Origin of the sequence: Bradyrhizobium valentinum (genome assembly GCF_001440405.1) — a bacterium.
Classification (GTDB): Bacteria; Pseudomonadota; Alphaproteobacteria; order Rhizobiales; family Xanthobacteraceae; genus Bradyrhizobium; species Bradyrhizobium valentinum.
This window is the reverse complement of record NZ_LLXX01000028.1, coordinates 24,637-50,281: the sequence shown is the minus strand read 5'-3', so window position 1 is coordinate 50,281 and position 25,645 is coordinate 24,637. Positions and strand designations below refer to the sequence as shown.

The 25,645-nt window shown below is 62.9% G+C and carries 25 protein-coding genes; 16 read left to right on the top strand and 9 right to left on the bottom strand.

The features are described from left to right. Nucleotides 1-59: 59 nt before the first annotated feature. Genes hemW through rph form a run of 3 tightly spaced genes read right to left on the bottom strand, consistent with a single transcriptional unit; the run spans nt 60 to nt 2,579 of the window. A complete protein-coding gene (gene hemW, locus CP49_RS04445) occupies nt 60-1,232 on the bottom strand; it encodes a radical SAM family heme chaperone HemW (RefSeq protein WP_057849092.1) in 1,173 nt (390 codons plus the stop codon). After that, nucleotides 1,225-1,854: an RdgB/HAM1 family non-canonical purine NTP pyrophosphatase gene (gene rdgB / locus CP49_RS04440; protein ID WP_057849091.1), complete on the bottom strand. Its 630-nt coding sequence runs from the start codon at nt 1,852-1,854 to the stop codon at nt 1,225-1,227. The genes hemW and rdgB overlap by 8 nt, the downstream gene beginning before the upstream one ends. Nucleotides 1,855-1,865: 11 nt before the next feature. Beyond that, nucleotides 1,866-2,579, bottom strand: coding sequence for a ribonuclease PH (gene rph, locus CP49_RS04435; protein WP_057849090.1), 714 nt, complete (start codon nt 2,577-2,579; stop codon nt 1,866-1,868). 194 nt (nt 2,580-2,773) lie between these two features. Between rph and hrcA the strand changes: the two genes are divergently transcribed. Beyond that, a complete protein-coding gene (gene hrcA / locus CP49_RS04430) occupies nt 2,774-3,862 on the top strand; it encodes a heat-inducible transcriptional repressor HrcA (RefSeq protein WP_057849089.1) in 1,089 nt (362 codons plus the stop codon). A gap of 118 nt (nt 3,863-3,980) precedes the next feature. Beyond that, nucleotides 3,981-4,595, top strand: coding sequence for a nucleotide exchange factor GrpE (gene grpE, locus CP49_RS04425; RefSeq protein WP_057849088.1), 615 nt, complete (start codon nt 3,981-3,983; stop codon nt 4,593-4,595). 120 nt (nt 4,596-4,715) lie between these two features. Here grpE and CP49_RS04420 read toward each other — a convergent pair whose 3' ends face one another. The 4 genes from CP49_RS04420 to CP49_RS04405 all read right to left on the bottom strand — a co-directional run bounded on the left by CP49_RS04420 (nt 4,716) and on the right by CP49_RS04405 (nt 7,971). Continuing rightward, nucleotides 4,716-5,207, bottom strand: coding sequence for a VOC family protein (locus CP49_RS04420; RefSeq protein WP_057849087.1), 492 nt, complete (start codon nt 5,205-5,207; stop codon nt 4,716-4,718). Nucleotides 5,208-5,332: 125 nt separating this feature from the next. Next, nucleotides 5,333-6,184, bottom strand: a complete 852-nt coding sequence (locus CP49_RS04415) for a helix-turn-helix domain-containing protein (RefSeq protein WP_057849086.1) — start codon at nt 6,182-6,184, stop codon at nt 5,333-5,335. 25 nt (nt 6,185-6,209) lie between these two features. Beyond that, complete coding sequence (gene pncA / locus CP49_RS04410; RefSeq protein ID WP_057849085.1) at nt 6,210-6,923, bottom strand: bifunctional nicotinamidase/pyrazinamidase; 714 nt, start codon at nt 6,921-6,923, stop codon at nt 6,210-6,212. 94 nt (nt 6,924-7,017) lie between these two features. Continuing rightward, a complete protein-coding gene (locus tag CP49_RS04405) occupies nt 7,018-7,971 on the bottom strand; it encodes a hypothetical protein (protein WP_057849084.1) in 954 nt (317 codons plus the stop codon). Nucleotides 7,972-8,545: 574 nt separating this feature from the next. Between CP49_RS04405 and dnaK the strand changes: the two genes are divergently transcribed. The 13 genes from dnaK to CP49_RS04340 all read left to right on the top strand — a co-directional run bounded on the left by dnaK (nt 8,546) and on the right by CP49_RS04340 (nt 23,170). Beyond that, nucleotides 8,546-10,447, top strand: coding sequence for a molecular chaperone DnaK (gene dnaK, locus CP49_RS04400; protein ID WP_057849083.1), 1,902 nt, complete (start codon nt 8,546-8,548; stop codon nt 10,445-10,447). Between the two features lie 134 nt (nt 10,448-10,581). Further along, on the top strand, nt 10,582-11,712 hold the full coding sequence (gene dnaJ / locus CP49_RS04395; protein ID WP_057849082.1) for a molecular chaperone DnaJ: 1,131 nt from the start codon (nt 10,582-10,584) through the stop codon (nt 11,710-11,712). A gap of 210 nt (nt 11,713-11,922) precedes the next feature. Continuing rightward, a complete protein-coding gene (locus tag CP49_RS04390) occupies nt 11,923-12,522 on the top strand; it encodes a class I SAM-dependent methyltransferase (protein ID WP_057849081.1) in 600 nt (199 codons plus the stop codon). 132 nt (nt 12,523-12,654) lie between these two features. Further along, nucleotides 12,655-13,233 carry an NADPH-dependent FMN reductase gene (locus tag CP49_RS04385; RefSeq protein ID WP_057849080.1) on the top strand — a complete coding sequence of 193 codons (579 nt, stop codon included), beginning with the start codon at nt 12,655-12,657 and terminating at the stop codon, nt 13,231-13,233. Between the two features lie 6 nt (nt 13,234-13,239). After that, nucleotides 13,240-13,950: an orotidine-5'-phosphate decarboxylase gene (gene pyrF / locus CP49_RS04380; protein WP_057849079.1), complete on the top strand. Its 711-nt coding sequence runs from the start codon at nt 13,240-13,242 to the stop codon at nt 13,948-13,950. A gap of 33 nt (nt 13,951-13,983) precedes the next feature. Continuing rightward, nucleotides 13,984-14,286, top strand: coding sequence for a DUF1330 domain-containing protein (locus CP49_RS04375; protein WP_057849078.1), 303 nt, complete (start codon nt 13,984-13,986; stop codon nt 14,284-14,286). A 434-nt stretch (nt 14,287-14,720) separates the two neighbouring features. Beyond that, nucleotides 14,721-16,025, top strand: a complete 1,305-nt coding sequence (locus tag CP49_RS04370) for a calcium-binding protein (RefSeq protein WP_082645864.1) — start codon at nt 14,721-14,723, stop codon at nt 16,023-16,025. An 85-nt stretch (nt 16,026-16,110) separates the two neighbouring features. Further along, the gene (locus CP49_RS04365) at nt 16,111-17,880 is read left to right on the top strand and encodes a type I secretion system permease/ATPase (protein WP_156438040.1); all 1,770 of its coding nucleotides are present in this window, start codon (nt 16,111-16,113) and stop codon (nt 17,878-17,880) included. An 86-nt stretch (nt 17,881-17,966) separates the two neighbouring features. Then, a complete protein-coding gene (locus tag CP49_RS04360; protein WP_245310492.1) occupies nt 17,967-19,214 on the top strand; it encodes an HlyD family type I secretion periplasmic adaptor subunit in 1,248 nt (415 codons plus the stop codon). A gap of 45 nt (nt 19,215-19,259) precedes the next feature. Further along, nucleotides 19,260-20,465 carry a helix-turn-helix transcriptional regulator gene (locus CP49_RS04355; protein WP_197423016.1) on the top strand — a complete coding sequence of 402 codons (1,206 nt, stop codon included), beginning with the start codon at nt 19,260-19,262 and terminating at the stop codon, nt 20,463-20,465. Continuing rightward, nucleotides 20,423-21,487: a M23 family metallopeptidase gene (locus CP49_RS04350; protein WP_338060327.1), complete on the top strand. Its 1,065-nt coding sequence runs from the start codon at nt 20,423-20,425 to the stop codon at nt 21,485-21,487. Before CP49_RS04355 ends, CP49_RS04350 begins: the two co-directional genes overlap by 43 nt. 220 nt (nt 21,488-21,707) lie before the next feature. Beyond that, nucleotides 21,708-22,523 carry a 4-hydroxy-tetrahydrodipicolinate reductase gene (gene dapB, locus CP49_RS04345; RefSeq protein WP_057849075.1) on the top strand — a complete coding sequence of 272 codons (816 nt, stop codon included), beginning with the start codon at nt 21,708-21,710 and terminating at the stop codon, nt 22,521-22,523. A 23-nt stretch (nt 22,524-22,546) separates the two neighbouring features. Then, complete coding sequence (locus tag CP49_RS04340; protein ID WP_057849074.1) at nt 22,547-23,170, top strand: 2,3-bisphosphoglycerate-dependent phosphoglycerate mutase; 624 nt, start codon at nt 22,547-22,549, stop codon at nt 23,168-23,170. Between the two features lie 103 nt (nt 23,171-23,273). Here CP49_RS04340 and CP49_RS04335 read toward each other — a convergent pair whose 3' ends face one another. Next, the gene (locus tag CP49_RS04335) at nt 23,274-24,170 is read right to left on the bottom strand and encodes a methylated-DNA--[protein]-cysteine S-methyltransferase (protein WP_057849073.1); all 897 of its coding nucleotides are present in this window, start codon (nt 24,168-24,170) and stop codon (nt 23,274-23,276) included. Nucleotides 24,171-24,285: 115 nt separating this feature from the next. Further along, a complete protein-coding gene (locus tag CP49_RS04330; protein WP_057849072.1) occupies nt 24,286-24,807 on the bottom strand; it encodes a DUF2244 domain-containing protein in 522 nt (173 codons plus the stop codon). A 22-nt stretch (nt 24,808-24,829) separates the two neighbouring features. Between CP49_RS04330 and nth the strand changes: the two genes are divergently transcribed. Further along, nucleotides 24,830-25,588 (top strand): endonuclease III, encoded by a 759-nt coding sequence (nth, locus tag CP49_RS04325; protein WP_057849071.1) that lies wholly within the window; start codon nt 24,830-24,832, stop codon nt 25,586-25,588. Nucleotides 25,589-25,645: the final 57 nt, after the last annotated feature.

Sequence of the window (25,645 nt, the reverse complement as noted above, 5' to 3'; positions counted from 1 at the left end):
GGGTGCTCGCAAACTCAGCTTACCCCTGACCACCTGCCACCCCATAGGATCTACGAAGCTTACGCCGCCAAATCCGCAACCACGGCGTCCAATACCGGAAAGCCATCCTTTGTCACGCGCAGCCTGCCGTCGGCGTCGACGGTGATCGCGCCTTCCTCGCGCAAGACGGCGATCCGGCCCGGATCGAGCGCGCGGCCTGATAGCGCGGCATAGCGTTTGGGGTCGATACCTTCGGACAGGCGCAATCCCATCAGCAGGAATTCATCGGCGCGTTCTTCGCTGTTGAGCGAATCGTCGGTCACGACGCCGTGGCCGTTGGCCTCGACACGCATCAGCCAGGCCTCGGGGCGCTTCTCGGTCGCGATAGCGTGTCTCGCACCGTCAATATCCAGCCGCCCATGCGCGCCCGGGCCGATGCCGGCATATTCGTCGCCGCGCCAGTAGACGAGATTGTGCTGGCACTCCGCGCCTCTCCGCGCGTGGTTTGAAATTTCGTAGGCCGGCAAGCCATGCTGTGCGCAGACCTCCTGCGTCACGTCATAAAGCGTACGCGCCAGCGCCTCGTCCGGCGTCTTCAGTTTGCCCGCGGCATGCAGGCCGAAGAACGGCGTGCCTTCCTCGATGGTGAGCTGGTAGAGCGAGAGATGCTCGGCGGCTTCCGAGATCGCGAGCTTCAATTCGTCCGCCCACATCTGCGGCGTCTGGTCGGGGCGGGCGTAGATCAGGTCGAACGAGTAGCGGTCGAACGCGGTGCGCGCGATCGCGATCGCGTCCAGCGCTTCGCGCGCGCTGTGCAATCGTCCGAGTGCTTTCAGCGAGGCGTCGTCGAGCGCCTGCACGCCGAGCGAGACGCGGTTGACGCCGGCGCTACGATAGCCGCGAAACCGCGTCGCTTCCACGCTGGTCGGATTGGCCTCCAGCGTGACCTCGACATTGTCGGCGACGCGCCAGTGTTTTCCGATCGCGTCCAAGATCGCGCCGACGGTGTGCGGCTGCATCAGCGACGGCGTGCCGCCGCCGAGAAAGATCGACGTGACGGTCCGTCCCGGGGCGCGCGCCGCGGTGGTTTCGATCTCACGCGCAAAGGCGCGCGCAAAGCGTTCCTCGTCGATCGGCGCGTGGCGGACGTGGCTGTTGAAATCGCAATACGGGCATTTCGACAGGCAGAACGGCCAGTGCACGTAAACGCCGAAGGCGGCTCGCTTCGGGTAGTGGCGTTCGGCGCTAGCCAAGGCAGATCTCCGCCAGTTTGACGAAGGCGCGGGCGCGGTGCGACAGGCCGAGGCCGAGCGGGGGCAGGCCGTGCTTCTCGATCGAGGTCATCTCGCCAAAGGTCCGCGTGTGCCCATCGGGCTGGAAAGCAGGATCATAGCCGAAACCGGCGGTGCCGCGCGGCGGCCAGACCAAAGTTCCATCGGTGCGCGCCTCGACCTCCTCGATATGGCCGTCCGGCCACGCGACGCACAGCGCGGAAACGAAATGCGCACCGCGCTTGTCAGGCGTCGTTGCGCCGCGCTCCTGCAGCAGGCGCTCGATCCGGGTCATCGCTGCGGTGAAATCCTTGCCCTCGCCGGCCCAGCGTGCCGAGTAGATCCCGGGCGCGCCGTCCAGCGCATCGACCACAAGGCCGGAATCGTCTGCAAAGGCTGGAAGCTGCGCCGCTCTCGCCGCCGCAATCGCCTTGATCGCCGCATTGGCACGAAACGTTTCGCCGGTTTCCTCGGGTTCGCCGAGGCCCAGGTCGCCCGCGGAAACAGCCTCGACGCCATGCGGCGCCAGCAGTTCCCGCATCTCGGCAAGCTTGCCGGGATTATGGGTCGCGATCACGAGCCGGCCAGTGATTCGACGGTGCATGATCGATCAGACTACGCGACGGCCATCTTCTGCAAGTCCACCAGGCGCGCGACACCCTTGCGCGCCAGTTCCATCAGCGCCAGGAACTCGTCTTGCGAAAACGGTGTCTTCTCGGCGGTGCCCTGCACCTCGATGATGCGGCCGTCGCCGGTCATGACGAAATTGGCGTCTGTCTCGGCCTCGGAATCCTCGGCATAGTCGAGGTCGAGCACCGGCGTGCCCTGATAGATGCCGCAGGAGATCGCGGCGACATTGTCGCGCAGCACGTTGGTCTTCAGCATGTTGCGGTTCTTCATCCACGAGATGCAGTCGGCCAGCGCCACCCAGGCGCCAGTGATCGAGGCCGTGCGGGTGCCGCCGTCGGCCTGGATCACATCGCAGTCGACCGTGATCTGGCGTTCGCCGAGCGCTTCGAGATCGACGGCTGCGCGCAAGGAGCGGCCGATCAGCCGCTGGATTTCGACGGTGCGGCCGCCCTGCTTGCCGGACGCGGCCTCGCGGCGGGTGCGCTCCAGGGTGGCGCGCGGCAGCATGCCATATTCGGCGGTGACCCAGCCGCGGCCCTGGCCCTTCAACCAGGGCGGCAGCCGCTCCTCCAGCGTGGCGGTGACCAGCACATGGGTGTCGCCGAACTTCACCATGCAGGAACCTTCGGCGTACTTGACGACACCGCGTTCCAGAGACACGGGGCGCAGCTCATCGGGCGCACGGCGGCTTGGCCGCATGGGAAATCCTTTCGAAAATCGAGCGAAAACGCGTTTGCGGTGCTTGTAGGTGGGGGCGTGCGTAGCGGCAAGGGTTTTTGGCCCCGATTTCGTGATGTTTTGATGCGGTTTCCTCGCTCGAAAACACCATGAAGAAAGGGACGCTTGTCATCGCCCCGCCGGAACGACAAATTAGGGGTATCAGGGAGTTAACAGTGGCCCACCACGATCCGATTGGCCTGATCGCGCCGCCTGCCGGGCTTGCCCAGCTTAACGAGCGCTCGCGCGACATTTTTCGTCAAATCGTCGAGAGCTATCTCGCGACGGGCGAGCCGGTCGGCTCGCGCAACGTCTCGCGCCTGATCGCGATGCCGCTGTCGCCGGCTTCGGTTCGCAACGTGATGTCGGACCTCGAAGCGCTCGGCCTGATCTACGCGCCGCATACCTCGGCAGGCCGCCTTCCCACCGAACTCGGCCTGCGCTTCTTCGTCGATGCCCTGATGCAGGTCGGCGACCTCACCGAACCCGAGCGGGAATCGATCCAGAACCAGCTTGCGTCTGTCGGTCGCGCACAATCGGTTGAGGCCGCGCTCGGCGAAGCCCTGACGCGGCTGTCCGGACTGACCCGGGCGGCTGCCGTGGTGCTGACCGCCAAATCCAATTCGCGGTTGAAGCACATCGAATTCGTGCGCCTGGAGCCGGAGCGCGCGCTGGTGGTGCTGGTCGGCGAAGACGGACAGGTCGAAAACCGTGTGCTGACGCTGCCGCCCGGCGTTCCCTCTTCCGCGCTGACCGAAGCGACCAATTTCCTCAATGCGCGGATTCGCGGCCGCACGCTCGCCGAAGCGCGGCTCGAACTCGAGACCGCGCTGGCGCAGAGCCGCGTCGAACTCGATCAACTGACGCAGAAAGTGATTGCGGCCGGCATCGCAAGCTGGTCCGGCGGCGAAAACGAGGACCGGCAATTGATCGTGCGCGGCCACGCCAACCTGCTCGAAGATCTGCACGCGCTGGAAGATCTCGAACGCGTCAAGTCGCTGTTCGACGATCTCGAAACCAAGCGCGGCGTGATCGATCTGTTGGGCCGGGCGGAGCGCGCCGAAGGCGTGCGGATTTTCATCGGATCGGAGAACAAGCTGTTTTCGCTGTCCGGTTCTTCCACCATCATCGCGCCCTACAGCGACGCATCGGGCCGCATCGTCGGCGTTCTCGGCGTGATCGGGCCGACGCGGCTGAACTACGCCCGGGTGATTCCGACGGTGGATTACGCTGCCCGGATCGTCAGCCGGATGCTGGGCGGCTAACCGGCCCCAAATTGACCCCAATCCGGTGTGGTTGCGCTTGATTTTCGGCCATTAAAGCACGATATCCCGCCTAACAAATCCCCATCCAACCAGATGCGTTTTTTGAGAAGGCAGTCTTATGACCGATCCCAAGCGGCCGAGTGACGACGCGGAAAATCCGGCCCAGACCGGCGAGCCCGTGGTCTCAAAACCGTACATCATGCCCGACGATCCCGAGGAAGGATCGAATGAGGCACTGACCAAGGAACTGGCCGAAGCGCGCGACAAGGTGCTGCGCACGCTGGCGGAAATGGAAAACCTGCGCCAGCGCACAAGGCGCGAGGTTGCCGACTCCAAGATGTACGGCATCACCGGCTTTGCGCGCGACATTCTGGAGATCGCCGACAATCTGCAGCGCGCGCTGGACGCGATTCCCGCCGAGGCCAGGGAGACCGCCGATCCGGGCATCAAGGCCTTCATCGAAGGCGTCGAGCTGACCGAGCGCTCGCTGCTCAACACGCTGGAGAAGAACGGCGTCAGGAAGTTCGATCCGTCGGGCGAGAAGTTCGATCCCAACTTCCAGCAGGCGATGTACGAAGTGCCCGATCCGTCCGTTCCATCGGGGACAGTGGTCCAGGTCGTGCAGGCCGGCTTCATGATCGGCGAGCGCGTGCTGCGCCCGGCGCTGGTCGGCGTCTCCAAGGGCGGCGCCAAGGCCGCGCCGGCCAACAACGAACCGAACAGCGCGGCGTGAGCGATAGACCCTCATGGTGAGGAGGCGCGTCAGCGCCGTCTCGAACCATGAAGGCCCCGCTGCTGCACCTCGGCCTTCATCCTTCGAGACGCGCGTTCCGCGCTCCTCAGGATGAGGGTCTTAAGAGGCATATTTGCCACGCCAAGCCGCGATATCGTCGACTGCACTTGAGCTGGTGGAGCCTTCCAGTGGTTTCTCGGTCGTCTTTGGCCAGTAGGTGCCAAAACTCCAGAGATTGCCTTCCGGATCCCGGCAGGCAAAGTCACGACTGCCATAATTGGTGTTGTGCAACTCCATCTCGATTTTGGCGCCCGACGCCTTGACCCTGGCGTGCAGGGCGTCCGGATCGTCGACCGCGACGTAGAGCGAATCCGTCCGACGGCCGCCGATATCGCCGACAAGCTTGCCGTATTCGTCGTCGCCGCACTGGCCGAGCATCAGCAGCGAGGAGCCGTAGGCGAGTTCGGCATGCTGCACCGCGCCTTCCTTGCGGTAGGTGACATACTCGGTGAAACCAACCACGTCCTTCAGCCAGCGGATCATGGTCTCGGCATCGCGACAGCGCATCGTCGGATAGAGGCGCGGCGCTTCGATCTTGCTTTGCTCGGTCACGGAAAAACTCCCTGCTGATCGCTGTTGCGCCAGTATGCGACGGACGCGTCAGCTCGGGCTTGAAGATTTGTTACCGGAACGAGCTATTTTTCGAAAAGCCGGTACCCGTTTTTCCGGATCAAGCTCTAGGCGTCCAGCGCGTCGAGCGGTCGCGTCAGGCGGCTATCATTCAGCGCAAGGCGCCGGGCCCACGCCGTCGGCGTTTCGCCGGCCAAGGCAGAAAATTCGCGGACGAGATGCGCCTGGTCGGCATAACCGCTTTCGGCCGCAATGGCAGCCCAGCCGCTTGCGGTTTCCGTCCGCGCGAGCCGGCAGGCTTCACGAAAGCGCAACATGCGGGCGATCGGCTTCGGCGCGAGACCGAGTTCGGATCGGAAACGATCCACGAAGTGCTTGCGGCTCCAGCCAATCTCACTTGCGAGCGCGGCGATCCGCGCGCCGCCCGCGCTGCGTGCCAGCCGGCGATAGGCGAATTCGATCTCGGGCGAGGGCAAATGGCTGTCGCGGCCTGCTACAAAATCCTCGACCAGATCAAAGCGGTCCTGCCAGCGGGGTGTCGCGCCAAGCCGCTCGCGCAGTTGCCGGCTCTCGCGACCAAGCACGTCGCCGATGTCGACCATGCGCGCGGCGAGATCGACGACGGCGCCGCCGAAGAAGCGGTAGGCGCCGAGCGGCGTGAAATCCACCTGCACGCATTCGGCGCCGCCGTCGGATTCGATATGAACAGGCCCGGCATAAAGCCCGGCGGCGAAACTCGGCTGCCGGTCCGCCAAGTCGGGCGCGCGCCCGAGCGCGATCAGGAACGGCGTGCCGAAGCTGATGATCAGCGGCACCACCAAACCTGCGGTTTCGCGCTGGAAAAACCGGCCGCGCGCCGTTTCGCGATACCCGGTCATGCCCGAGATCAGGCCTGCCGTGCGCTGCGACGGCGCGCGACGGATCATCTCAAACGCGAACGGTGCCGCCGGACCGGGCATTCCTGGCCTCCGAAGACGACGCGCGTTATGCCGCGATGTCGCTCGACTGGATGCGCTTGACGCCGGCTTTGGTCATGTCTGCCCAGGCTTTTGCAAGCGAGCCCTGCGTGTCGATGCCGCGGCAGGCGTCTTCGATCACATAGGTTTCAAAGCCTGCCTTGCGCGCGTCGAGCGCGCTCCATGCCACGCAGAAGTCGGTGGCGAGCCCCGCCAGGAACAGGCGCTTCACCTTGCGCGCCTTCAGGTAGGCGGCGAGCCCTGTGGTCGTCTTGCCATCGGCCTCGGTGAAGGCCGAATAGCTGTCGACCTCCTTGTTAAAGCCCTTGCGGATGATGAGCCCGGCCTGCGGGAGCGAGAGATCTTTAGACAGTGCCGCGCCCTCGGTGCCCTGCACGCAGTGCTCGGGCCACAGCACCTGCTTGCCGTAGGGCAGGCTGACGGTTTCGAACGGCTTCTTGCCGGAATGCGATGTCGCGAACGAGACATGACCCGGCGTGTGCCAGTCCTGCGTCAGCACGACATTGGCAAAGCCCTTGGCGATGCCGTTGATGATCGGAATGACCTGGTCGCCGTCCTTGACCGCGAGGCTGCCGCCGGGAAGGAAACAGTTTTGCACGTCGATGATAAGCAGCGCCGAAGCGTTATCCGGCTTGATCGGTGCGGCCATGAGCGCTCCTGGTGCGAGGGCAGCGACCGACGTCGCGCCGAGACCTGTCAGAACCAGCCTACGAGAAAGCATAGCGCATCTCCCCTGATGTGTACCCGGGGGAGGCTAGTTCCATTTGTGTACAAAACGAAAGCCCGAAATCACGGCGCGCCGGACTATCCGGTAATCAGGTTCGCGGATGAATTCCGTCGCGGACCGCTCGGAAGCGCGGGAAGGCCTTGGTCCATTCCTCGCGCGGTGAAGAGCCGATGATGCGCATCGAGGTCTGCGAGCCAAACCGCAGCCATTGCACGATGGTGACGGGCGTATTGTCCTTGCCGCTGGTGGCATCGATGCGCGTCTCGTAGCCGGGCTGGCCATCGATGCGGACCGGCTCGGACATCGTGATCCGCCCGTCGCGCACGCCGGGAATCGTGGTCGCAATCTGCTGGGCAAAGCGGCCGCGATCGTCGGGCGAGGCCGCGGTCGAGCCGATCAGGCCGATGATCATGAAGGGCGCGATCTCAAAACCTTTCTTTTCGTCGCTGTCGGAGAGAATGAGGGCCGCGCCCGGCGCCAGCGTGCGGATGTTCTTGAAGCTCGAGAGCTCGCCGATCTTGAACGGCATCAGCCCGAGCTGCTCCTCGACCGGAACCTCGGTGCGGATCACAGCGGAAGCAAACATCTGGCGCACGGCGTCGTCGGTGTAGATCTTCGAGGCGTTCTCCGGCACCTGCACGGCAACATAGCCGGAGAAGGTGGGGCCGGGCAGGATCATCGAATAGCGGCGCACATTGGTGGTGCCGTCCTTGCCGTTCTCGACGGTGTAGTAGGCGAGCCCCGCCGCGGTCTCAATGCTCTCCGGCTTGATGCCGCCGGTGCCGCCCGGGTTAGCCTTGAAGGCGTTGGCGACCTCGCCATAGGCCTCGGCGGGCAGATCGGTGACCAGCACCTTGACGCCCTTGTCCTCGGTCTCAAAGCCTATGAACGTTCTGGCCTTGTTGAGGCCGACCAGCGGCGTCATGCCGACCCTGGCGCCGGGCGGGAAGACCGGGTCGGCGGCGAACGCGGAAGCGGCAAAGGCAGAAGATATGGCGGCAACGATCAGGGCAACCGCAGCGAAGTATCGAATGGGCGTCATGGAGGATCTACCGGGTTTGCATGGAGGCCGTTCATGGTCGGACGGTGCCAATGGAATCTTGTAGCGGAATCTTGGGCCTCGGGGCACGACAGGGTCGTTCCAGTCGGCCCGCTTTTAGCGGTTTTGATGTCCCTGCAACAGGGCAGGGCAGGCGTCCGTTCCACCGTTACGATCCGATATGGCTGCTTTTTTGCAGGATTCTGCCCGGTATCCGGGCTCTTTTTGAGGCGCTTCCAGCGGCCAAATACCGCGTCCCCGCCCGCGGCGGCGGGGCCCTCGCGGTGGGATGATGCCGCATCGCTGCGCAACGTTTCGGCGGCGCGAGCGCTCAGCGGCCTTGCAGATTTCTTAACGCCGCTTGAGGCACTGATGCGCCCCCGCCCCGGGCTGACACAATCTTTCAAACGTCAGCCTTTTCAGGCCCTAACGTTACGTTCGGTCCTTGCAGGCCCGACCCCCCCTCCTATATGAGGCTCACCGTCGCAATATCGCGAGTATTTGAACGTTGGGGGTTCGGTTAGGTGCGCCGTCCAGGGCCCAGCCAACCTGCCGCAAAAAGAAGGATATGAGGACCATGGGAAAGGTCATTGGGATCGATCTCGGCACCACGAATTCGTGCGTCGCCGTAATGGATGGCAAGACTGCAAGAGTCATCGAGAATGCGGAAGGCATGCGGACGACGCCTTCGATCGTTGCCGTCACCGATGACGGCGAGCGCCTCGTCGGCCAGCCTGCCAAGCGTCAGGCGGTGACCAATCCCGAGCGTACGTTCTTCGCGGTGAAGCGCCTGATCGGCCGCCGCTATGACGACCCGATGGTCGAGAAGGACAAGAAGCTCGTCTCCTACAAGATCGTCAAGGCATCGAACGGCGACGCCTGGGTCGAAGCCGACAGCAAGACCTATTCGCCCTCGCAGGTCTCCGCTTTCATCCTGCAAAAGATGAAAGAGACCGCGGAAGCCCATCTTGGCCAGAAGGTCGAGCAGGCGGTCATCACAGTTCCCGCTTACTTCAATGACGCGCAGCGCCAGGCCACCAAGGATGCCGGCAAGATCGCCGGTCTGGAAGTGTTGCGCATCATCAACGAGCCGACCGCGGCGGCGCTCGCCTATGGTCTCGACAAGACGAAGACAGGCACCATCGCGGTCTATGACCTCGGCGGCGGCACCTTCGATATCTCGATCCTGGAGATCGGCGATGGCGTATTCGAAGTGAAGTCCACCAACGGTGACACCTTCCTCGGTGGTGAAGACTTCGACATGCGGCTCGTCGGCTATCTCGCCGATGAATTCCAGAAGGAGCAGGGCATCAACCTGCGAAGCGACAAGCTTGCCTTGCAGCGCCTGAAAGAGGCCGCCGAAAAAGCCAAGATCGAGTTGTCCTCGACCACGCAGACCGAAATCAACCTGCCCTTCATCACGGCGGACCAGACCGGGCCGAAGCATCTGACGATGAAGCTGACGCGCGCCAAGTTCGAGGCCCTCGTCGACGATCTCGTCCAGAAGACCATCGAGCCTTGCCGCAAGGCGCTGAAGGATGCGGGCCTCACTGCCGCCGAAATCGGCGAAGTGGTGCTGGTCGGCGGCATGACCCGCATGCCGAAGGTCCAGGAAGTCGTGAAGCAGTTGTTCGGCAAGGAGCCACACAAGGGCGTCAACCCGGACGAAGTCGTCGCCATCGGTGCGGCAATTCAGGCCGGCGTGCTGCAGGGCGACGTCAAGGACGTGCTGCTGCTCGACGTGACCCCGCTTTCGCTCGGCATCGAGACGCTGGGCGGTGTGTTCACCCGCATCATCGACCGCAACACCACGATCCCCACTAAGAAGAGCCAGGTGTTTTCGACGGCCGAGGACAACCAGAACGCCGTCACCATCCGCGTCTTCCAGGGCGAGCGTGAAATGGCGGCCGACAACAAGGTACTCGGCCAGTTCGACCTGATGGGCATCCCGCCGGCGCCGCGCGGCATGCCGCAGATCGAGGTTACCTTCGACATCGACGCCAACGGCATTGTCAACGTGTCGGCAAGGGACAAGGCCACCGGCAAGGAGCAGCAGATCCGGATTCAGGCATCCGGCGGCCTGTCGGAGGCGGACATCCAGAAGATGGTCAAGGACGCCGAGGCCCATGCCGCGGAAGACAAGAAGCGCCGCGAAGCGGTCGACGCCAAGAACCATGCCGATGCGCTGGTGCATTCCACCGAGAAGGCGCTGGCCGAGCACGGCTCGAAGGTCGAGGACACCGAGCGCCGCGCCATCGAGGATGCCGTCAGCGACCTGAAGGAAGCGCTGAAGGGCGACGATGCCGATGCCATCAAGGCCAAGACCAACACGCTGGCGCAGGCTTCGATGAAGCTCGGCGAGGCCATGTACAAGCAGCAGGCCGAGGCGGACGCCAAGAAGGATGCCGCCAAGGATGACGTGGTCGATGCGGAGTTCACCGAGGTCGACGACGACAAGAACAACAAGAAGTCAGCATAAGCGGGCTTTCGGTCATGACCCTCATCCAAAAGAGCGCGCGGCTTGCGTTCGATGGGTGGGGGTCATTTTTCTTTAAGTTGAAGGCTGCATCCTTGGTGCGCGCCTTCGGCGTGAAGTTCGGGCGGGTCTGACTGATGTCCACCAAGCGCTGTTACTACGAAACCCTCGAAGTCGATCGGAACGCAGACGAGTCCAAGCTCAAGTCGGCCTTCCGCAAGCTGGCGATGAAATGGCATCCGGACAAGAATCCGGGCGACGCCACCAGCGAAATGAAGTTCAAGGAAATCAACGAAGCCTACGAGGTCCTGAAAGACGGCGAGAAGCGCGCCGCCTATGACCGCTACGGCCATGCCGCGTTCGAGCAGGGCATGGGCGGCGGCGGTCCCGGTTTCGGCGCCGGCTTCGCCTCGTCATTCTCCGATATTTTCGAAGACCTGTTCGGCATGGCTGGGCAGCGGCGCAGCGGCGGACGCGAGCGCGGCGCTGACCTGCGCTACAATATGGAAATCACGCTGGAGGAAGCCTTCCAGGGCAAGACCGCGCAGATCGAGATTCCGGTCTCGGTCACCTGCGAACCCTGTTCGGGCACCGGCGCCAAGGCCGGCACCAAGCCGAAGACCTGCTCGATGTGCGGCGGCGCCGGCCGCGTGCGTCAGGCTCAGGGCTTCTTCACGCTGGAGCGGACCTGCCCCGGCTGCCAGGGCCGCGGCCAGATGATCGAGGACGCCTGCCCGAACTGCTCAGGCTCGGGTCGGGTGACGCGCGACCGCACGCTGTCGGTCAATATCCCCCAGGGCGTCGAGGACGGCACCCGCATCCGCCTTGCCGGCGAAGGCGAGGCCGGCGTCCGCGGCGGGCCGCCCGGCGATCTCTATATTTTCCTGTCGCTGGCCACCCACGAGTTCTTCCAGCGCGACGGCGCCGATCTGCATTGCCGGGTTCCGATCTCGATGGTCGCGGCCGCGCTCGGCGGCGAATTCGAGGTTCCGACCATCGACAAGGGCAAGACCAAGGTGAAAGTGCCGGCCGGGACACAGTCCGGCCGCCGTTTCCGCATTGCGTCAAAGGGCATGCCGGTGCTCCGCTCGCGCCAGACCGGCGACATGTACGTCCAGGTCATGGTCGAAACGCCGCAGAATCTGACCAAGAAGCAGCAGGAACTGCTCGCCGAGTTCGAAAAATTGTCGTCCGGCGCCACCCAGCCGGAAGCGGCGGGCTTCTTCACCAAGGTCAAGGACTTCTTCGGCAGCCGCGCGGGCTCCTGACCGGCGCGAACGCGAGCTGGGCGAAGTGCAGTTCTCGCGCCGCAGTCATGATTCATTCAGCTTGCACAGGATCTTATCGCCGGATCGCGGGCACTTTGGCGGACCTAGCGCGTTACCGTTTGGCTTGACCGTACCCCCGTCGACCTATACGTGTTTATGACTGTTTTCTGACATCCCCTGCTTTGTTGCGGGGCCCCGCCTGGTAGCGACATGCCTTTGCAATCGTCCGTGCGTGCGTTGAAGAAGCCTCGTCTCGATGATGAGGTCCGCTTCCTTCGTTCATGGATTGAAAAGCCGCTGCACATGGGTGCGGTGATGCCGTCGAGCAAGCTGCTTGCCCGGACCATGGCGGAATATGTCGACGTCGAAGCACAAGGACCGGTCGTCGAACTTGGGCCCGGGACCGGTGCGATCACCAATGCATTGATCGAACACGGCGTCGATCAAAAGCGGCTCGTGCTGGTCGAATATAATCCGGGCTTCTGCGCACTGCTCCGCGACCGTTATCCGCAGGCCAAGGTAGTGCAGGGCGACGCCTACGCGCTACGCTCCTCGCTCAAGGACGTGCTGGACGCGCCGGCGTCCGCTGTGGTCTCCGGCCTGCCGCTGGTCACCAAACCGATGCTGACGCGGCTGAAGCTGATCCGCGACGCCTTCATGGCGCTGGCGCCGGGCGCGCCTTTCGTGCAGTTCACCTATTCGGTGGCGCCGCCGATCCCGAAATCGCTGCCGGGCGTGTCCACAGAAGCTTCCGAGCGGATCTGGATGAACCTTCCGCCCGCCCGGGTCTGGGTGTATCGCAAGGGCTGATACCGCGTATTCCGCAAAAGTGGGCACCGGTTTTGCGAATAGAATACGCGCAACTTATCAGTTAAGAGCATTTTCGTAGAAGATGCTCGCCACGTATTCGCGTGGCAAGTCTGTCCCGAATACGAACTCAATATGTCCGCGCTGAAAATCCTCGTGATCCCGGGATCGCTACGCGCCGGCTCGCTCAATGCGAAGCTGGCTGCGGTAGCCGCGCATGCGCTGGCGCAGGAAGGCGCCGAGATCACCCGGATCTCGCTCGCCGACTTTCCCCTGCCGATCTATGACGGCGACCTGCAGGCGAAATCCGGCGTGCCGAAGAACGCGGTCAATTTGAAGCGGATGATGGCGGCCCATCATGGCGTCTTGATCGTGACGCCGGAATATAATTCCTCGGTGCCGGCGCTGGTCAAGAACACCGTCGACTGGGTGAGCCGGGTGCAGGACGCACACGAGGCCCGCGGGCAAGTATTTCGCGAGCGGGTGTTTGCAATTGCGTCGGCCTCCGGCGGGCGGCTCGGCGGCGCCCGCGCCCTGGCGGCGCTGCGGCTGATACTTTCGGCCTGCCATGCCCAGGTGATTCCGAACCAGCTCGCGCTGGCGTTCGCCGACGACGCCTATGACGAGATGGATCGCTTGAAGAATTCCGCCGATGCCCAGGCGCTGAAAGCGCTGGTGCGGCAGTTGATCGACGTTTCCCAACGCATGATGTGAGGTGACATGCAGCCAGCCGATATCGCAGCGCAGGACCGCCTGATCGTCGCGCTCGACTTGCCAGGAGTGACTGAAGCGGAGGCGATGATCGCGCGGCTCGGCGACAGCGTCAGCTTCTACAAGATCGGCTATCAACTGGCTTACGCCGGCGGCTTGCCGCTGGCGCAGCAACTGGCGAAATCTGGCAAGAAGGTTTTTGTCGATCTCAAGCTGCACGACATCGGCAACACCGTAGCGCGCGGCGTCGAGAGCGTAGCGAAACTCGGCGCGACCTTCCTCACCGTGCATGCCTATCCGCAGACCATGAAGGCCGCGGTCGAGGCGCGCGCCGGATCGGGCTTGAAGATTCTCGCCGTCACCGTGCTGACCTCCTATGACGACGGCGATCTGCATGCCGCGGGCTATCGCCTCAATGTCTCCGATCTCGTCGAGGCGCGGGCGCAGCAGGCGCAGGTGCTCGGCGTCGACGGGCTCGTCAGCTCGCCGGAAGAGGCGGCGGCGCTGCGCAAGATCGTCGGCCACCAGATGCATCTGGTGACTCCCGGCATCCGCCCGGCGGGAGCCGCAACGGGAGACCAGAAACGCATCATGACGCCGGCGCGTGCAATTGCCGCCGGCGCCGACTATCTGGTGGTCGGACGTCCCGTAACGGAGGCCGCCGATCCGAAGGCGGCTGCGGACGCCATTCAGGCGGAAATCGAACAGGCTCTGGCGTAGTGAAACCAACGAGACAGGAAACGGGAGAGTGAGATGGCGAAGGGATACTGGATCGGTCGCGTCGATGTCAGCAACGAGGAGGGCTACAAGCCCTACATGGCGGCCAACCCGGCCATCTTCCAGAAATTCGGCGGGCGCTTCATCGTGCGCGGCGGCAAGTTCACCGCGGTCGAGGGCCAAAGCCGCTCGCGCAACGTCGTGATCGAATTCGACAGCTACGAGAAAGCGCTGGCGTGCTACAATTCGCCGGAATACCAGGCCAATATCAGGGTGCGCCAGCCGCACTCGATCGCCGATCTGATCGTCATCGAGGGCTATGACGGTCCGCAGCCGTAAAGCCGCAGATACTTCGCGATCGATCCCCTCAAGCTCATGCGGTGCCGCAAGCGTTTCGCTCGTAGACGCCGCGCTGCGTTCGTGCAATCGCGGCACCCATGGCATCACGAAACCGGCATCAAGAAACGGTCATCAAGAAATATGTGCGAATGTTTCCGTCCGTGCTGGAACAATTGGCTGCGATCGAAAAAAAGTAATAGCTAACGGCCACGCCTGCAAGTGAACACGTGAGCCGCTCGCTCCGTGTTCGCCATCCGACATTTCTTTTGTCCCCAAATGGGGATTGCGACGCCGCCCCGCCTTAATCCAAGGTTGCCGCGATCGAGCCCCACATCGATCGTGATGGAATCGAGCCAACACCAAAATCGCGACACGCATGACGGGCCGCAAGCCGATCCGTCATTGCGGACGTCCATGCTCAGGGAGCGGATACCATGGCAATTATCCCCGGAACACCAAACGACGACGTATTGGTTGGCACGGCAGATCCCGATGAGATCAGCGGCCTGGCCGGCAACGATACGATTACCGGATTGGAAGGCGACGACCTCGTCACTGGCGGCGCGGGCGATGACAATATCGATGGCGGAGCCGACAACGACACGTTGAATGGCAATGCCGGCAACGATACGATCGCCGGCGGTGAAGGCGATGACACCGTCAGCGGCGGCGCGGGCGACGACGACATCGATGGCGGAGCCGGCAACGACACGCTGAACGGCAACGCCGGCATGGATACGATCCTCGGCGGTGAAGGCGATGACACCGTCAATGGCGGCGCGGGCGACGACAATATCGATGGCGGAGCCGGTATGGATACGTTGAACGGCAATGCCGGCAACGATACGATCGCCGGCGGTGCCGATAATGACACCATCAACGGCGGCGCCGGCGATGACGACCTGTCGGGCAACGGGGGCGATGACACACTCAGCGGCGGGGTCGGTGACGATACCCTGAACGGCAATGCGGGCATGGACACGCTGAATGGCGGTCTCGGGAACGACACGCTGAATGGCGGGGCCGATGACGACACGCTGAACGGCGGTGCCGGCAACGATACGCTCAACGGCCAAGGCGGCAACGATACGATGAGCGGCGGCGACGACGCGGACGACATGGCCGGTGGCGACGGCGACGATACCATGTCCGGTGACGATGGCGACGACACCATGACCGGTGGTGGCGGCAACGACACGATGTCCGGCGGCGAAGGCGACGACGAGCTCAGCGGCGGAGCGGGCGACGATACGCTGGACGGCGACGCCGGAGACGACACGCTCGCCGGCGGCGCCGATGCCGATGTGCTCAATGGCGGAGAGGGAGACGATACGCTCTCCGGCAACGCCGGCAACGACACCCTCAACGGCGACGCGGGCAACGATGAGTTGGACGGCGGCAACGGTGCCGACGAACTTAACGGCGGTCTCGGCGACGATGCGCAGACAGGCGGTGCAGGCACCGACATGCACAATTTCGGCGATGACACGGCCACCAACTTCGGCGACGATGAAGTCGCTGACCTGAACTTTGGCGACGGCGATGAAGTTAATGTCGATGCCGATCCGGCGTTTGATCCGGCCACCATCGTGGTGGATGACGACGGCACCAACACGGTGCTCGACTTCGGCTTCGGCACTATCACGCTCACCGGCGTTTCGGGCGGCGTCGGAACGGAATTCGAGTCGATCGAAGACATCAATGACGCCGCGGGTTACGAGGCCATCGAGGTCGTTTAACCCCACAACTTCAGCGGGGCGGCCCGGCAGCCGCCCCGCTCCTGCCTCTTTGCAATACTTCTTTCAGTAGTAGTGCCGGCCAGTCATGTATTCGCGTATCCGTCGTGAGATCCCAGCGTCCGCTGCACGATCGCTGCTTGGATTGATTCCGGGACGATCCGCATTCGTGTGGGTCGTGGCCTTTAGCGTGTCCTTGAACATACTTCTCCTTGTCGTTCCGTTCTACGCCATCGAAGTGTTCGATCGGGTCATCACCAGCGGCAGCGTTGAAACCCTTGTTGGCCTCACCATCATCGCCGCAGGCGCGCTCGTCTTCAGCGCCATGTTCGATGTTCTTCGCAGCCGGCTACTCAGCCGGTTTGCGGTCGGATTTGAGCGCTGTGTCGCGCCTATTGTTCTCGAAAGCACCATTGTAGACGAGGCGAGGCGCGGCGATGGCCGGACGCACGATCTCGTCAGGGTTCGTGAGTTGCGGACTTTCCTTTCGAGCGGCACGGTCGCAGCGCTGATTGACGCTCCCTTCCTGCCGGCGTTCATTTTCATTCTGTTTCTTATGCACCCATGGTACGGCGTCATCGCCCTGATCGGAGCGGCAATTCTGCTGGTCATGGGCATTGCCAGCCGCTGGGTCGCGCGCACGGAAGTCGCGCAGGCGTCGGAAGCTGCGCTGCGGACGCAGGCCACTCTCGACGGTATCGTCCGACATTCCGGCCTCGTGCGGGCCATGGGTTGGACCCGAGGTGCCGTCCGCGAATTCATGGATCTCAATGACCAGGCGTTGTGCCCGGTCGTCCGGGGCAGCGAACGGGTGTCCGCGATCGCATCCGCCGCGCGCATGGTACGAACTATTTTGCAGATCGCCGCGATCGGCGCAGGCGCCTGGCTCGTACTTCAGAACGAGGTGCTGGCTGGTAGCCTGATTGCGAGTGCGATCCTGATCGCCCGTACGCTGCAGCCGATGGAGGGCCTTATCTCGGCATGGCGCGCACTGGCATCGGCACACGAGGCATGGGTACAAGTTCAGGCGGCCGCGGCTCCAGTGCTTGTTCGTGAGAGACGTACGCTGCTCCCGTCCCCATCCGGCAGCATTGAAGTGATGCGGGTGACGTACCGGATGGCCACGGCGCAGCGCCCGATCCTCGCGGGCATCACGTTTGGATGTCTGCCCTCCAGGATCGTTGTCGTTATTGGCCCGACTGGCGCTGGAAAATCGACCTTGCTGCGCCTGATGGCGGGGCTGGAACGACCGAGTAGCGGCACGATCCGGCTGGACGATGCAGCCCTGCATGACTGGGACCCCGATCAGCTCGGCCAGTTTGTCGGCTATCTTCCTCAGGACGTGCAGCTTCTGGGCGGCACCGTGGCCGAAGCCATCGCCGGCTTTGACGAACATGCGCGGGACGAGGACATCGTTGCCGCGGCCATACTCGCGCAGGCGCATGAGATGATCCTGTCTCTGCCAGCGGGCTACCAGACCGAAATAGGGCGCGACGGTAACAAGCTTTCCGGTGGGCAGCGCCAGCGGATCGGCCTTGCCCGGGCGTTCTTCGGCGATCGAAAATTGATCCTGCTGGACGAACCGAACGCCAATCTCGATCCTGAAGGCGAGGAAGCATTGTGTTCCGCCATTGAGCGCGCGAAAGCGCGCGGCGCGGCGGTGGTGATTGTCACCCATCGGCCCCGGCTATTGACCATCGCGGATGCAGTACTCCTTTTGAGGGATGGCGCGCAGCTCGCGTTCGGGCCGCCTGCCGACGTTCTCCGCCTGCCTGTCACTTCATCTGGGCCGAAGCCGCACGTCGTCCGGCATAATCCGGAACGGCAGAAACTGGCTGTGAGGGGACCGGTTCAATGAATCAGGACGGTCAGCATCGCGCTGTTGCCGTTTTCCGCAGAGAGCGGCCACGATCCGACATGCGGCGGATCATAGGATGGGGATGTGTGCTGCTCGTTCTGCAATTTTGCGGCTTCGGCGTGTGGGCCACGACGGTTCCCCTGCGCGGCGCGGTTGTGGCGCCAGGTGTCATAAAGGTTCATTCGAAGCGCAAGGCAGTCCAGCACCTCGAGGGAGGAATAGTGAAATCAATCCACGTCAGGGAAAACGATCACGTCGAGGCGGGTCAGCTCATAGCACAACTCGACACGACCCAGATCGAAGCTGCCCTGGGCTCGTTCGAGACAAAGTACTTTGCTGCTCTGGCGATGGAGGCGCGGCTGGCGGCGGAACAGGTCCTCGCGAAATCGATCGTGTTTCCGGATGAGCTGAACAGGAACGCGAGCAATGCGTCCGCGCGCATTGCCATGCAGACCCAGGTAGCCGAGTTTGCGGCGCGACTGGCCGCGATCGAGAATGAACGAAAAATGATCGACCAGCAGATGCTGCAACTGACTGACTCGATCCGCGGCCTCGAGAGCAACACCGAGGGTGTCGAGAAACAACTCAAGCTTTTGCAGGAAGAAATAGCTGACACGAGCTACCTGCTGTCAAAGGGCCTCGCTCGAAAGCCACGCGTATTGGCCCTGAAGCGGGCCGAAGCCGAGGCCAGCGGACAGGTTGCCCGGAACTCGGCATCGGTCGCGGAGATGCGGGGCAAAATGGCGGAACTCGAAGACAGGCGTCGACAACTGGGCTTCAATCAAAATCAGGAGATTGCGAAGCAGCGGCATGCGACGAGCGAGGAGATTGGGGATCTCCGACATCGAATTGCCGCTTTGCGCGATCAGCTTGACCGGTCTGAATTGCGTGCCCCCGAGAGTGGAAAGATCGTCGGCCTCAACAGCAGAGATCTCCATGCCGTGCTTGCACCACGCGAAACTCTCCTGGAAATCGTTCCGACGGAAGATCGGCTCGTCATCGAGGCAGCATTGAAGCCGATGGATCGGGAAGAGGTCTATGCCGGACAGAGCGCGCGCGTGCGCGTTCACGCGCTGAATATTCGTCGCCGGCCGATGCTCGATGGAAAGGTCGTCGCCGTAGCGGCAGACGCACTGACCGACGCCAAGAGCGGCATTACGTCTTACATGGCGGAAGTCGAGCTTGATATCAACGCGCCGACGGCCTCGTATCTTCCATCATTGCTGCCTGGAATGCCCGTTGAGATATTTATCGAGACGGGAGAAAGAACCTTCGCGGAATATTTGCTGCAGCCGATGGAACTGCGCATCGACCGCGCGTTTAAGGAGCGTTAGACCGCCGGCATCTGTCCGGCCACATACTCTTGCGGGAGGCGCCCCGTGCATGAGAACAGCAAAGCACTACCTCTCAGGCATAGCGGATTTCGCTTCAGTGATGCTGAGCGCGGCGAGTCTCGGAACGCCGAAGATCCTCAGATAGGGCGCTCTACGGAGCAAGGTCCCAACCAGCGGGCGATGGAGTATTTTGGCAAGGCTGTTGCCGAGCTTTTCGAGTGCAGCAGTTGCTACGTCGCGGTCATGTCTCGCACGAGCGGGTCGGAGCTTAAAGAGGTCCGGATCGGACACGCCACAATCGATCCGTCATGCACCGATACGGTCGCGCGCATTGCCCGCAAGGGCGCTGGCGCAGATTGCGCCCTTCTCGAACCTGTCAACGCGCGTACCACTTTTGTGCGGAAATTGATTGGCCCCGAGCCAGGAATAAATAGTCATTCCGTTATCGGGAGGTTCGCCTCCCGTAACAGGTCAACCGTGGTATTTGTGGCAGGATGGCGGGAGGCTGCGCTGGCTCGGGCCGAAATTCCCTGTCTCGCGCGTGCGGTGCGTACGGTTTGGGAGACAGCTCATTCCCTTGCGCAGCGGTCACCTGATCGACATCTGGATGCAGAAATCTGGCTGGAAAAACTGGCCTTTCCCGCCTTCGTCGTGGACGAAGGCCTGCATGTTCACGGGATCAACCACAGTGGACAAGCGCTGCTGGCAAAGGGCGAACTTCTCAGAATAGATGGCGGCAGGCTCGCGGGCAGCGGATCGGTAACCGAGAGCTTGAGGGAGGCGATCCGGGAGGCGCTGATCCCGCGACCTGGCCAGGTTTGGCTGAATACAACCGTGCCTCTCTCGACGGAGCGCCAGCAGTTTGCCTTCGCCAAGATCGGGGCTGCACCAATGCACTGGGACGCGGGGAAGGCGTTGATCATCGTGCCACAGTTCGATGAAGCGCTGGGGGCACACCGTATTGCATCCGCGTTCGGCTTGAACTGGGCCGAAGAGAGAATCATCGCCAAGATTCTCCAATTCCAATGTCCACGCGATATCGGCGCCGACCTGCGGTTGACCGAGGCAACGGTAAGAACCTACACCAAGCGCATCATGCTTAAATTGGGAATCAACCGGCAGGCCGAGTTCTTTCTGCTCTATCATCTCACGCAATCCCCATTCGGGGCCGGCGGGCGCGAGAAGGCCGTCTGCCCAGTATCATCAGATTGCCGGCTGATCTGGACGGCTGGCAAGCGGCCACCGAATTGATGCGCAAACCGCTTATGATGGTTCAAGACTTTATGCGCGGTATGACTCGAGCCTTTGCCGTTGCGGCGGCCTTTGGCTTTTCTTCGGAGGTGATCGCCCAGAGCATTCAATTGGGGATGCCAATCGCCTGCGAGCCCGGCCGGACCTGCTACATTCAGAATTACGTTGATGTCGATCCGTCAGCATCAACGCAAGACTACAAATGCGGCACTCTGACGTATGACGCCCATAATGGGACGGACTTTCGCTTGCCGTCACTGGCGTCGCAGAAGGCCGGCGTGGAAGTTCTTGCTTCCGCAAGCGGCCGTGTTCTTCGCACACGAGGTGACGCGCCGGACGGCGCCTTTAGCAAATCTGCGCGCGAAGCTGTTCGCGATGTCGAATGCGGCAATGGAGCTGTGATCGAACATCCGGACCAATGGGAAACCCAATATTGCCACATGGCCAGCGGCAGCCTGATGGTGAAGCCGGGTGACCTGGTCAAGGCTGGGCAGCCGCTTGGTCGCGTCGGTCTTTCAGGAATGACCGAACATCCTCATCTGCATTTCACGGTCAGGCATAAGGGGGCGATCGTAGATCCTTTCGCGTATGGGGCTCCTGCCGGCTCCTGCGGGAGCGGCGCACTGCTGTGGCATCCTGCACTCCACGCGCGACTCGCCTATCAGGAGCGGGTCGTCATAAACGCCGGCTTTACGAACGGGCCGGTGACGATGGAACGCGTCGAGGATGGAAGCGAGGGCAAGGAATTGCCGTCTGCCAGCGCACCGGCAATTGTCGCTTTTGTTCGCGTCATTGGCCTGAAGACGGGCGACACACAACGGCTTGTCATCAAGGACCCGATCGGGAACGTCATCGCCGAAAATCGAGCCTCACAACTGGATAGGAACAAAGCACAATACCTGTTGTTTACCGGCAAAAAGCGTCCGGCGACGGGTTGGGAGCGCGGTACCTACAAAGCCATGTACGTTGTGGAGCGCGACGGCCGCGTCGTTCTGCAGCGCGACCTGGAATTCACCCTTTAGGCGCAACGGGTGCCGCTCTTCGGAGCATTTGGTTTGAGCTTCCATAAATGGCCGATCGATGCCGGTCATGGCGGGATCGAGCGCGGCGCAGGATGCCTCCTGCCTGTTCTCTATTCTCCGTTCCCGGGCCGGATTCGCCTGGTCGTCCGGAAGCCCCAAGCGCCCCTGATTAGTTGCCGGAACGGCCTCATCCCGCTATAGGGCGTGGAGAGGTGAAGCCATGGCCGATATGCGATTGATCGTTGCGGGGGCTGGCGGCCGGATGGGCCGCGCGCTGGTGCGCGTCATTTCCGAGACGCCCAGTGCTGTTTTGACCGGCGCGCTGGAAGCGCCGGGCTCGGAACTCCTGGGCAAGGATGCCGGCGTTCTTGCCGGCCTGCCTGCCAACGGTATCGAGCTCTCCGCCGACCTCTGGAAACTGTCGGCCAATGCCGACGGCATTCTGGATTTCACCGTGCCGGCCGCTACCATCGCCAATGTCGCGATCGCCGCCGAACGCGGTCTCGTGCACATTGTCGGAACCACCGGGCTATCCATGTCCGACATGGCGGTGATCAAGAGCGTTACCTCGCGTGCGGTAGTCGTTCAGTCCGGCAATATGAGCCTCGGCATCAATCTGCTCGCCGCGCTGGTCAAGCGCGTCGCGCAGTCGCTGGACGAAAGCTTCGATATCGAAATTGTCGAAATGCATCACAAGGCCAAGATCGACGCGCCATCGGGCACGGCCTTCCTGCTCGGTGAGGCCGCCGCAGCCGGCCGTGGCGTCGACCTGCATACCCACTCGGCGCGCGGCCGCGACGGGCATACCGGCGCACGGCAGCCGGGCGATATCGGCTTTGCCTCGCTGCGCGGCGGCACCGTCACCGGCGATCACAGCGTGATCTTCGCCGGTGCCATGGAGCGCATCGAGCTCACCCACCGCGCCGAGGATCGGACCATGTTTGCGCAGGGCGCAGTCAAGGCCGCGCTATGGGCGCACGGCAGGAAGCCCGGCTTCTACACGATGGCCGATGTGCTGGGGCTTGCCGACTTCTAGAATCGAACAACGGAAATTCAGGAATGAGCGAACGTCTTCTTGTGCTCGTGCGTCACGGGCAGAGCGATTGGAATTTGAAGAACCTGTTCACCGGCTGGAAGGACCCTGACCTTACCGAGCAGGGCATTGCCGAAGCCAGGGATGCCGGCCGCAAATTAAAGGCACAAGGGCTGACGTTCGATGTTGCCTTCACCTCGGACCTGACGCGCGCCCAGCATACGCTGAAGCTGATGCTCGCCGAGATCGGGCAGACCGGGCTGCCGACGACGAAGGACCTCGCGCTCAACGAACGCGACTACGGCGATCTCTCCGGCCTCAACAAGGATGATGCCCGCAAGAAATGGGGCGAGGACCAGGTGCTGGTCTGGCGCCGCTCCTACGACGTGCCGCCGCCCGGCGGGGAAAGCCTGAAAGATACGCTGGCGCGTACGCTGCCCTATTACGTGCAGGAGATTTTGCCCGGGGTGCTGCGCGGACAGCGCACCCTGGTCGCTGCCCACGGCAATTCGCTGCGCGCGCTGATCATGGTGCTGGAGAAGCTGACGCCCGAGCAGATCATCAAGCGCGAACTCGCAACCGGCGTGCCGGTGATCTACCGGCTGAACGCGGATTCGACGGTGGCGACGAAGGTTGATCTGGCCGCGTGACTTCGGTCGCGTAGGATGGGTGGAGCGAAGCGATACCCATCGTGGCTTTACGCAAGAAGTGATGGGTTTCGCTGCGCTCTACCCATCCTACGAAATCTGCATTCTAGTGCAGCCCGACCTGGCCGGCTTCCCAGCCGAGCATCGCCTGTTTTCGCGTGACACCCCAGTGATAGCCGGTCAACGCGCCGCCCTTGCCGAGTGCGCGATGGCAGGGCACAACGAATGACACTGGGTTGCGGCCGACGGCGGCGCCAACGGCGCGCGAGGCTTTCGGGCTTTTGATCTTGTTGGCGATGTCGGAATAGCAGACCGCGCGGCCCATCGGGATCTTCAACAGCGTCTCCCACACCCGCACCTCGAAATCGGTGCCGATCAGCACCACGCGGAGCGGCTGGTCGGGGCGCCACAGCCGCGTGTCGAAGATGCGTTGCGCGAGATCGGCGGTGCCATCATGGTCCTCGACATAGGTCGCGTTCGGCCAGCGCCGCTTCATGTCGGCAAACGCCGTCGGCTCCTCGCCGGGGTCGGCGAAGGCGAGCCCGGCCAGCCCGCGGTCGCTGGCGATCACGATGGCGGTGCCGAACGGGGAGGCGTGGAAACCATAGCGCAGCGTCATGCCGGCGCCCCCGTTCTTCCATTCGCCCGGCGACATCGCTTCATGGGTGACGAACAGATCATGCAGCCGGCCCGGCCCTGACAGCCCCGAATCGAGCGCGGCGTCGAGCACGCTGGCGGAATCGCGCAAGAGGCCCTTGGCGTGATCCAGCGTCAGCGCCTGCATGAAGGCCTTCGGCGTCAACCCGGCCCAGCGGCGGAACAGATGGTGCAGTTCATCCGGCGTCACGGCGGCGGCATCCGCCATCGCTTCGATGGTCGGCTGCGCGCGCCAGTGCTCGGAGATGAACGCGATAGCGCGGCGGACAGAGTCGTAATCGCGCAGCGCGGCGCTCTGGAGGCCCGGCTTGGCCAGGCGCTGGTCTTGTATGGCTGTTATCATCATGGGGTCTGATTTAGGGCTCATGCGCGGTCCAAACCACCCGATTTCTGACAACGTAGCGTTTTCGAGCGAAGTGGGAACCGGTTTGCGTGAAGGAAACGCGTTCGAAAAAGAGAGCCTACGCGACCGGATTGTATGTGATGCCGCGCTTGGCGGTCTGCAGCGCTTCCATTAAGGCTTTGGAAAAGCTTGCTTTTTCGTCTGGCCCCAGAAAATAGCCGACCGAGACGCGGCGGCCCCGAGAGACCAGATAGAGGCGCTCGATACCGAATTCGGGGTCGCCTGTCTGCTCGAGCTGCACCCAAAGCGGATTGAGCGTCCATTCCATGACGTCGCCGCGATGGCTGACCCGGCGCACGTGCAATTCCGAAGGCGTCATCACGATATCCTCGGTGGCCGCTGCGCTGCGGAAATTGATCCGGAACGCCCAGTAGATCACCAGCACATCGAGGCCGAATAAGCCAAGCACCGGCCATGCACCCATCAGCAAAAATGCGATGCCGGCGACAAAGCTCACCACGCTGATGAATGTCATCAGCACCAGAAAGCCGGTTCGATTGAGCGAGCGATGCGGCGTCACCCGCGCCGAAAACAGCGTCGGCTGGTCAAGCGCCGGATCAAAGTCGTTGCTTGCGGTCATCGCGTATCAGTATATCCCGATCATGGCCAAAATCACCCGCTCTCTCAGCGCCAAAAAGCCCAGCGTTCCGCCCGTGCCGAAGAAACCGGCAAAGAAGGCCGCCAAGGCGGCGCCCAAGCCTGGGAAGAAATCCGCAAAGCCAAGGCCGTGGACACCGGCCGAGATCCACGAAGCGTTCAGCCGTTTTCGCAAGGCCAATCCCGAGCCGAAGGGCGAGCTCGAACATCTCAACCCCTATACGCTGCTGGTCGCGGTGGTGCTGTCGGCGCAGGCAACGGATGCCGGCGTCAACAAGGCGACGCGCACGCTGTTTGCGGTCGCGGATACGCCGGAGAAGATGCTGGCGCTCGGCGAGGAAAAAGTGCGCGAGTACATCAAGACCATCGGGCTCTATCGCAACAAGGCGAAGAACGTCATCGCGCTGTCGGAAAAACTGATCGCCGAATTCGGCGGCGAGGTGCCGCGGACGCGCGCTGAAATCGAGACGTTGCCGGGCGCCGGACGCAAGACCGCCAATGTCGTGCTCAACATGGCCTATGGCGAGCACACGATGGCGGTGGACACCCACGTGTTCCGCGTCGGCAACCGCACGGGGCTTGCGCCCGGCAACACACCGTTCGAGGTCGAGCTGGGGCTGGAAAAGGTGATCCCGCCGGAGTTTATGCTGCACGCCCATCACTGGCTGATCCTGCATGGGCGTTACACCTGCCTGGCGCGCAAACCGCGCTGCGAGGTGTGCCTGATCAACGATCTCTGCCGTTGGCCGGAAAAGACGGTGTGAGTCTCTTCAACCTCGCCCCGCTTGCGGGGAGAGGTCGGATCGCCTCGGCGATGCGAA

What these genes read in the sequence shown, in the direction of transcription:
- rdgB (WP_057849091.1), bottom strand. Translation starts at nt 1,854, where the DNA reads ATGCACCGTCGAATCACTGGCCGGCTCGTGATCGCGACCCATAATCCC.
- rph (WP_057849090.1), bottom strand. Translation starts at nt 2,579, where the DNA reads ATGCGGCCAAGCCGCCGTGCGCCCGATGAGCTGCGCCCCGTGTCTCTG.
- grpE (WP_057849088.1), top strand. Translation starts at nt 3,981, where the DNA reads ATGACCGATCCCAAGCGGCCGAGTGACGACGCGGAAAATCCGGCCCAG.
- CP49_RS04415 (WP_057849086.1), bottom strand. Translation starts at nt 6,184, where the DNA reads ATGCCCGGTCCGGCGGCACCGTTCGCGTTTGAGATGATCCGTCGCGCG.
- pncA (WP_057849085.1), bottom strand. Translation starts at nt 6,923, where the DNA reads ATGCTTTCTCGTAGGCTGGTTCTGACAGGTCTCGGCGCGACGTCGGTC.
- CP49_RS04405 (WP_057849084.1), bottom strand. Translation starts at nt 7,971, where the DNA reads ATGACGCCCATTCGATACTTCGCTGCGGTTGCCCTGATCGTTGCCGCC.
- dnaK (WP_057849083.1), top strand. Translation starts at nt 8,546, where the DNA reads ATGGGAAAGGTCATTGGGATCGATCTCGGCACCACGAATTCGTGCGTC.
- dnaJ (WP_057849082.1), top strand. Translation starts at nt 10,582, where the DNA reads ATGTCCACCAAGCGCTGTTACTACGAAACCCTCGAAGTCGATCGGAAC.
- CP49_RS04390 (WP_057849081.1), top strand. Translation starts at nt 11,923, where the DNA reads ATGCCTTTGCAATCGTCCGTGCGTGCGTTGAAGAAGCCTCGTCTCGAT.
- CP49_RS04385 (WP_057849080.1), top strand. Translation starts at nt 12,655, where the DNA reads ATGTCCGCGCTGAAAATCCTCGTGATCCCGGGATCGCTACGCGCCGGC.
- pyrF (WP_057849079.1), top strand. Translation starts at nt 13,240, where the DNA reads ATGCAGCCAGCCGATATCGCAGCGCAGGACCGCCTGATCGTCGCGCTC.
- CP49_RS04375 (WP_057849078.1), top strand. Translation starts at nt 13,984, where the DNA reads ATGGCGAAGGGATACTGGATCGGTCGCGTCGATGTCAGCAACGAGGAG.
- CP49_RS04370 (WP_082645864.1), top strand. Translation starts at nt 14,721, where the DNA reads ATGGCAATTATCCCCGGAACACCAAACGACGACGTATTGGTTGGCACG.
- CP49_RS04365 (WP_156438040.1), top strand. Translation starts at nt 16,111, where the DNA reads ATGTATTCGCGTATCCGTCGTGAGATCCCAGCGTCCGCTGCACGATCG.
- dapB (WP_057849075.1), top strand. Translation starts at nt 21,708, where the DNA reads ATGGCCGATATGCGATTGATCGTTGCGGGGGCTGGCGGCCGGATGGGC.
- CP49_RS04340 (WP_057849074.1), top strand. Translation starts at nt 22,547, where the DNA reads ATGAGCGAACGTCTTCTTGTGCTCGTGCGTCACGGGCAGAGCGATTGG.
- CP49_RS04335 (WP_057849073.1), bottom strand. Translation starts at nt 24,170, where the DNA reads ATGATGATAACAGCCATACAAGACCAGCGCCTGGCCAAGCCGGGCCTC.
- CP49_RS04330 (WP_057849072.1), bottom strand. Translation starts at nt 24,807, where the DNA reads ATGACCGCAAGCAACGACTTTGATCCGGCGCTTGACCAGCCGACGCTG.
- nth (WP_057849071.1), top strand. Translation starts at nt 24,830, where the DNA reads ATGGCCAAAATCACCCGCTCTCTCAGCGCCAAAAAGCCCAGCGTTCCG.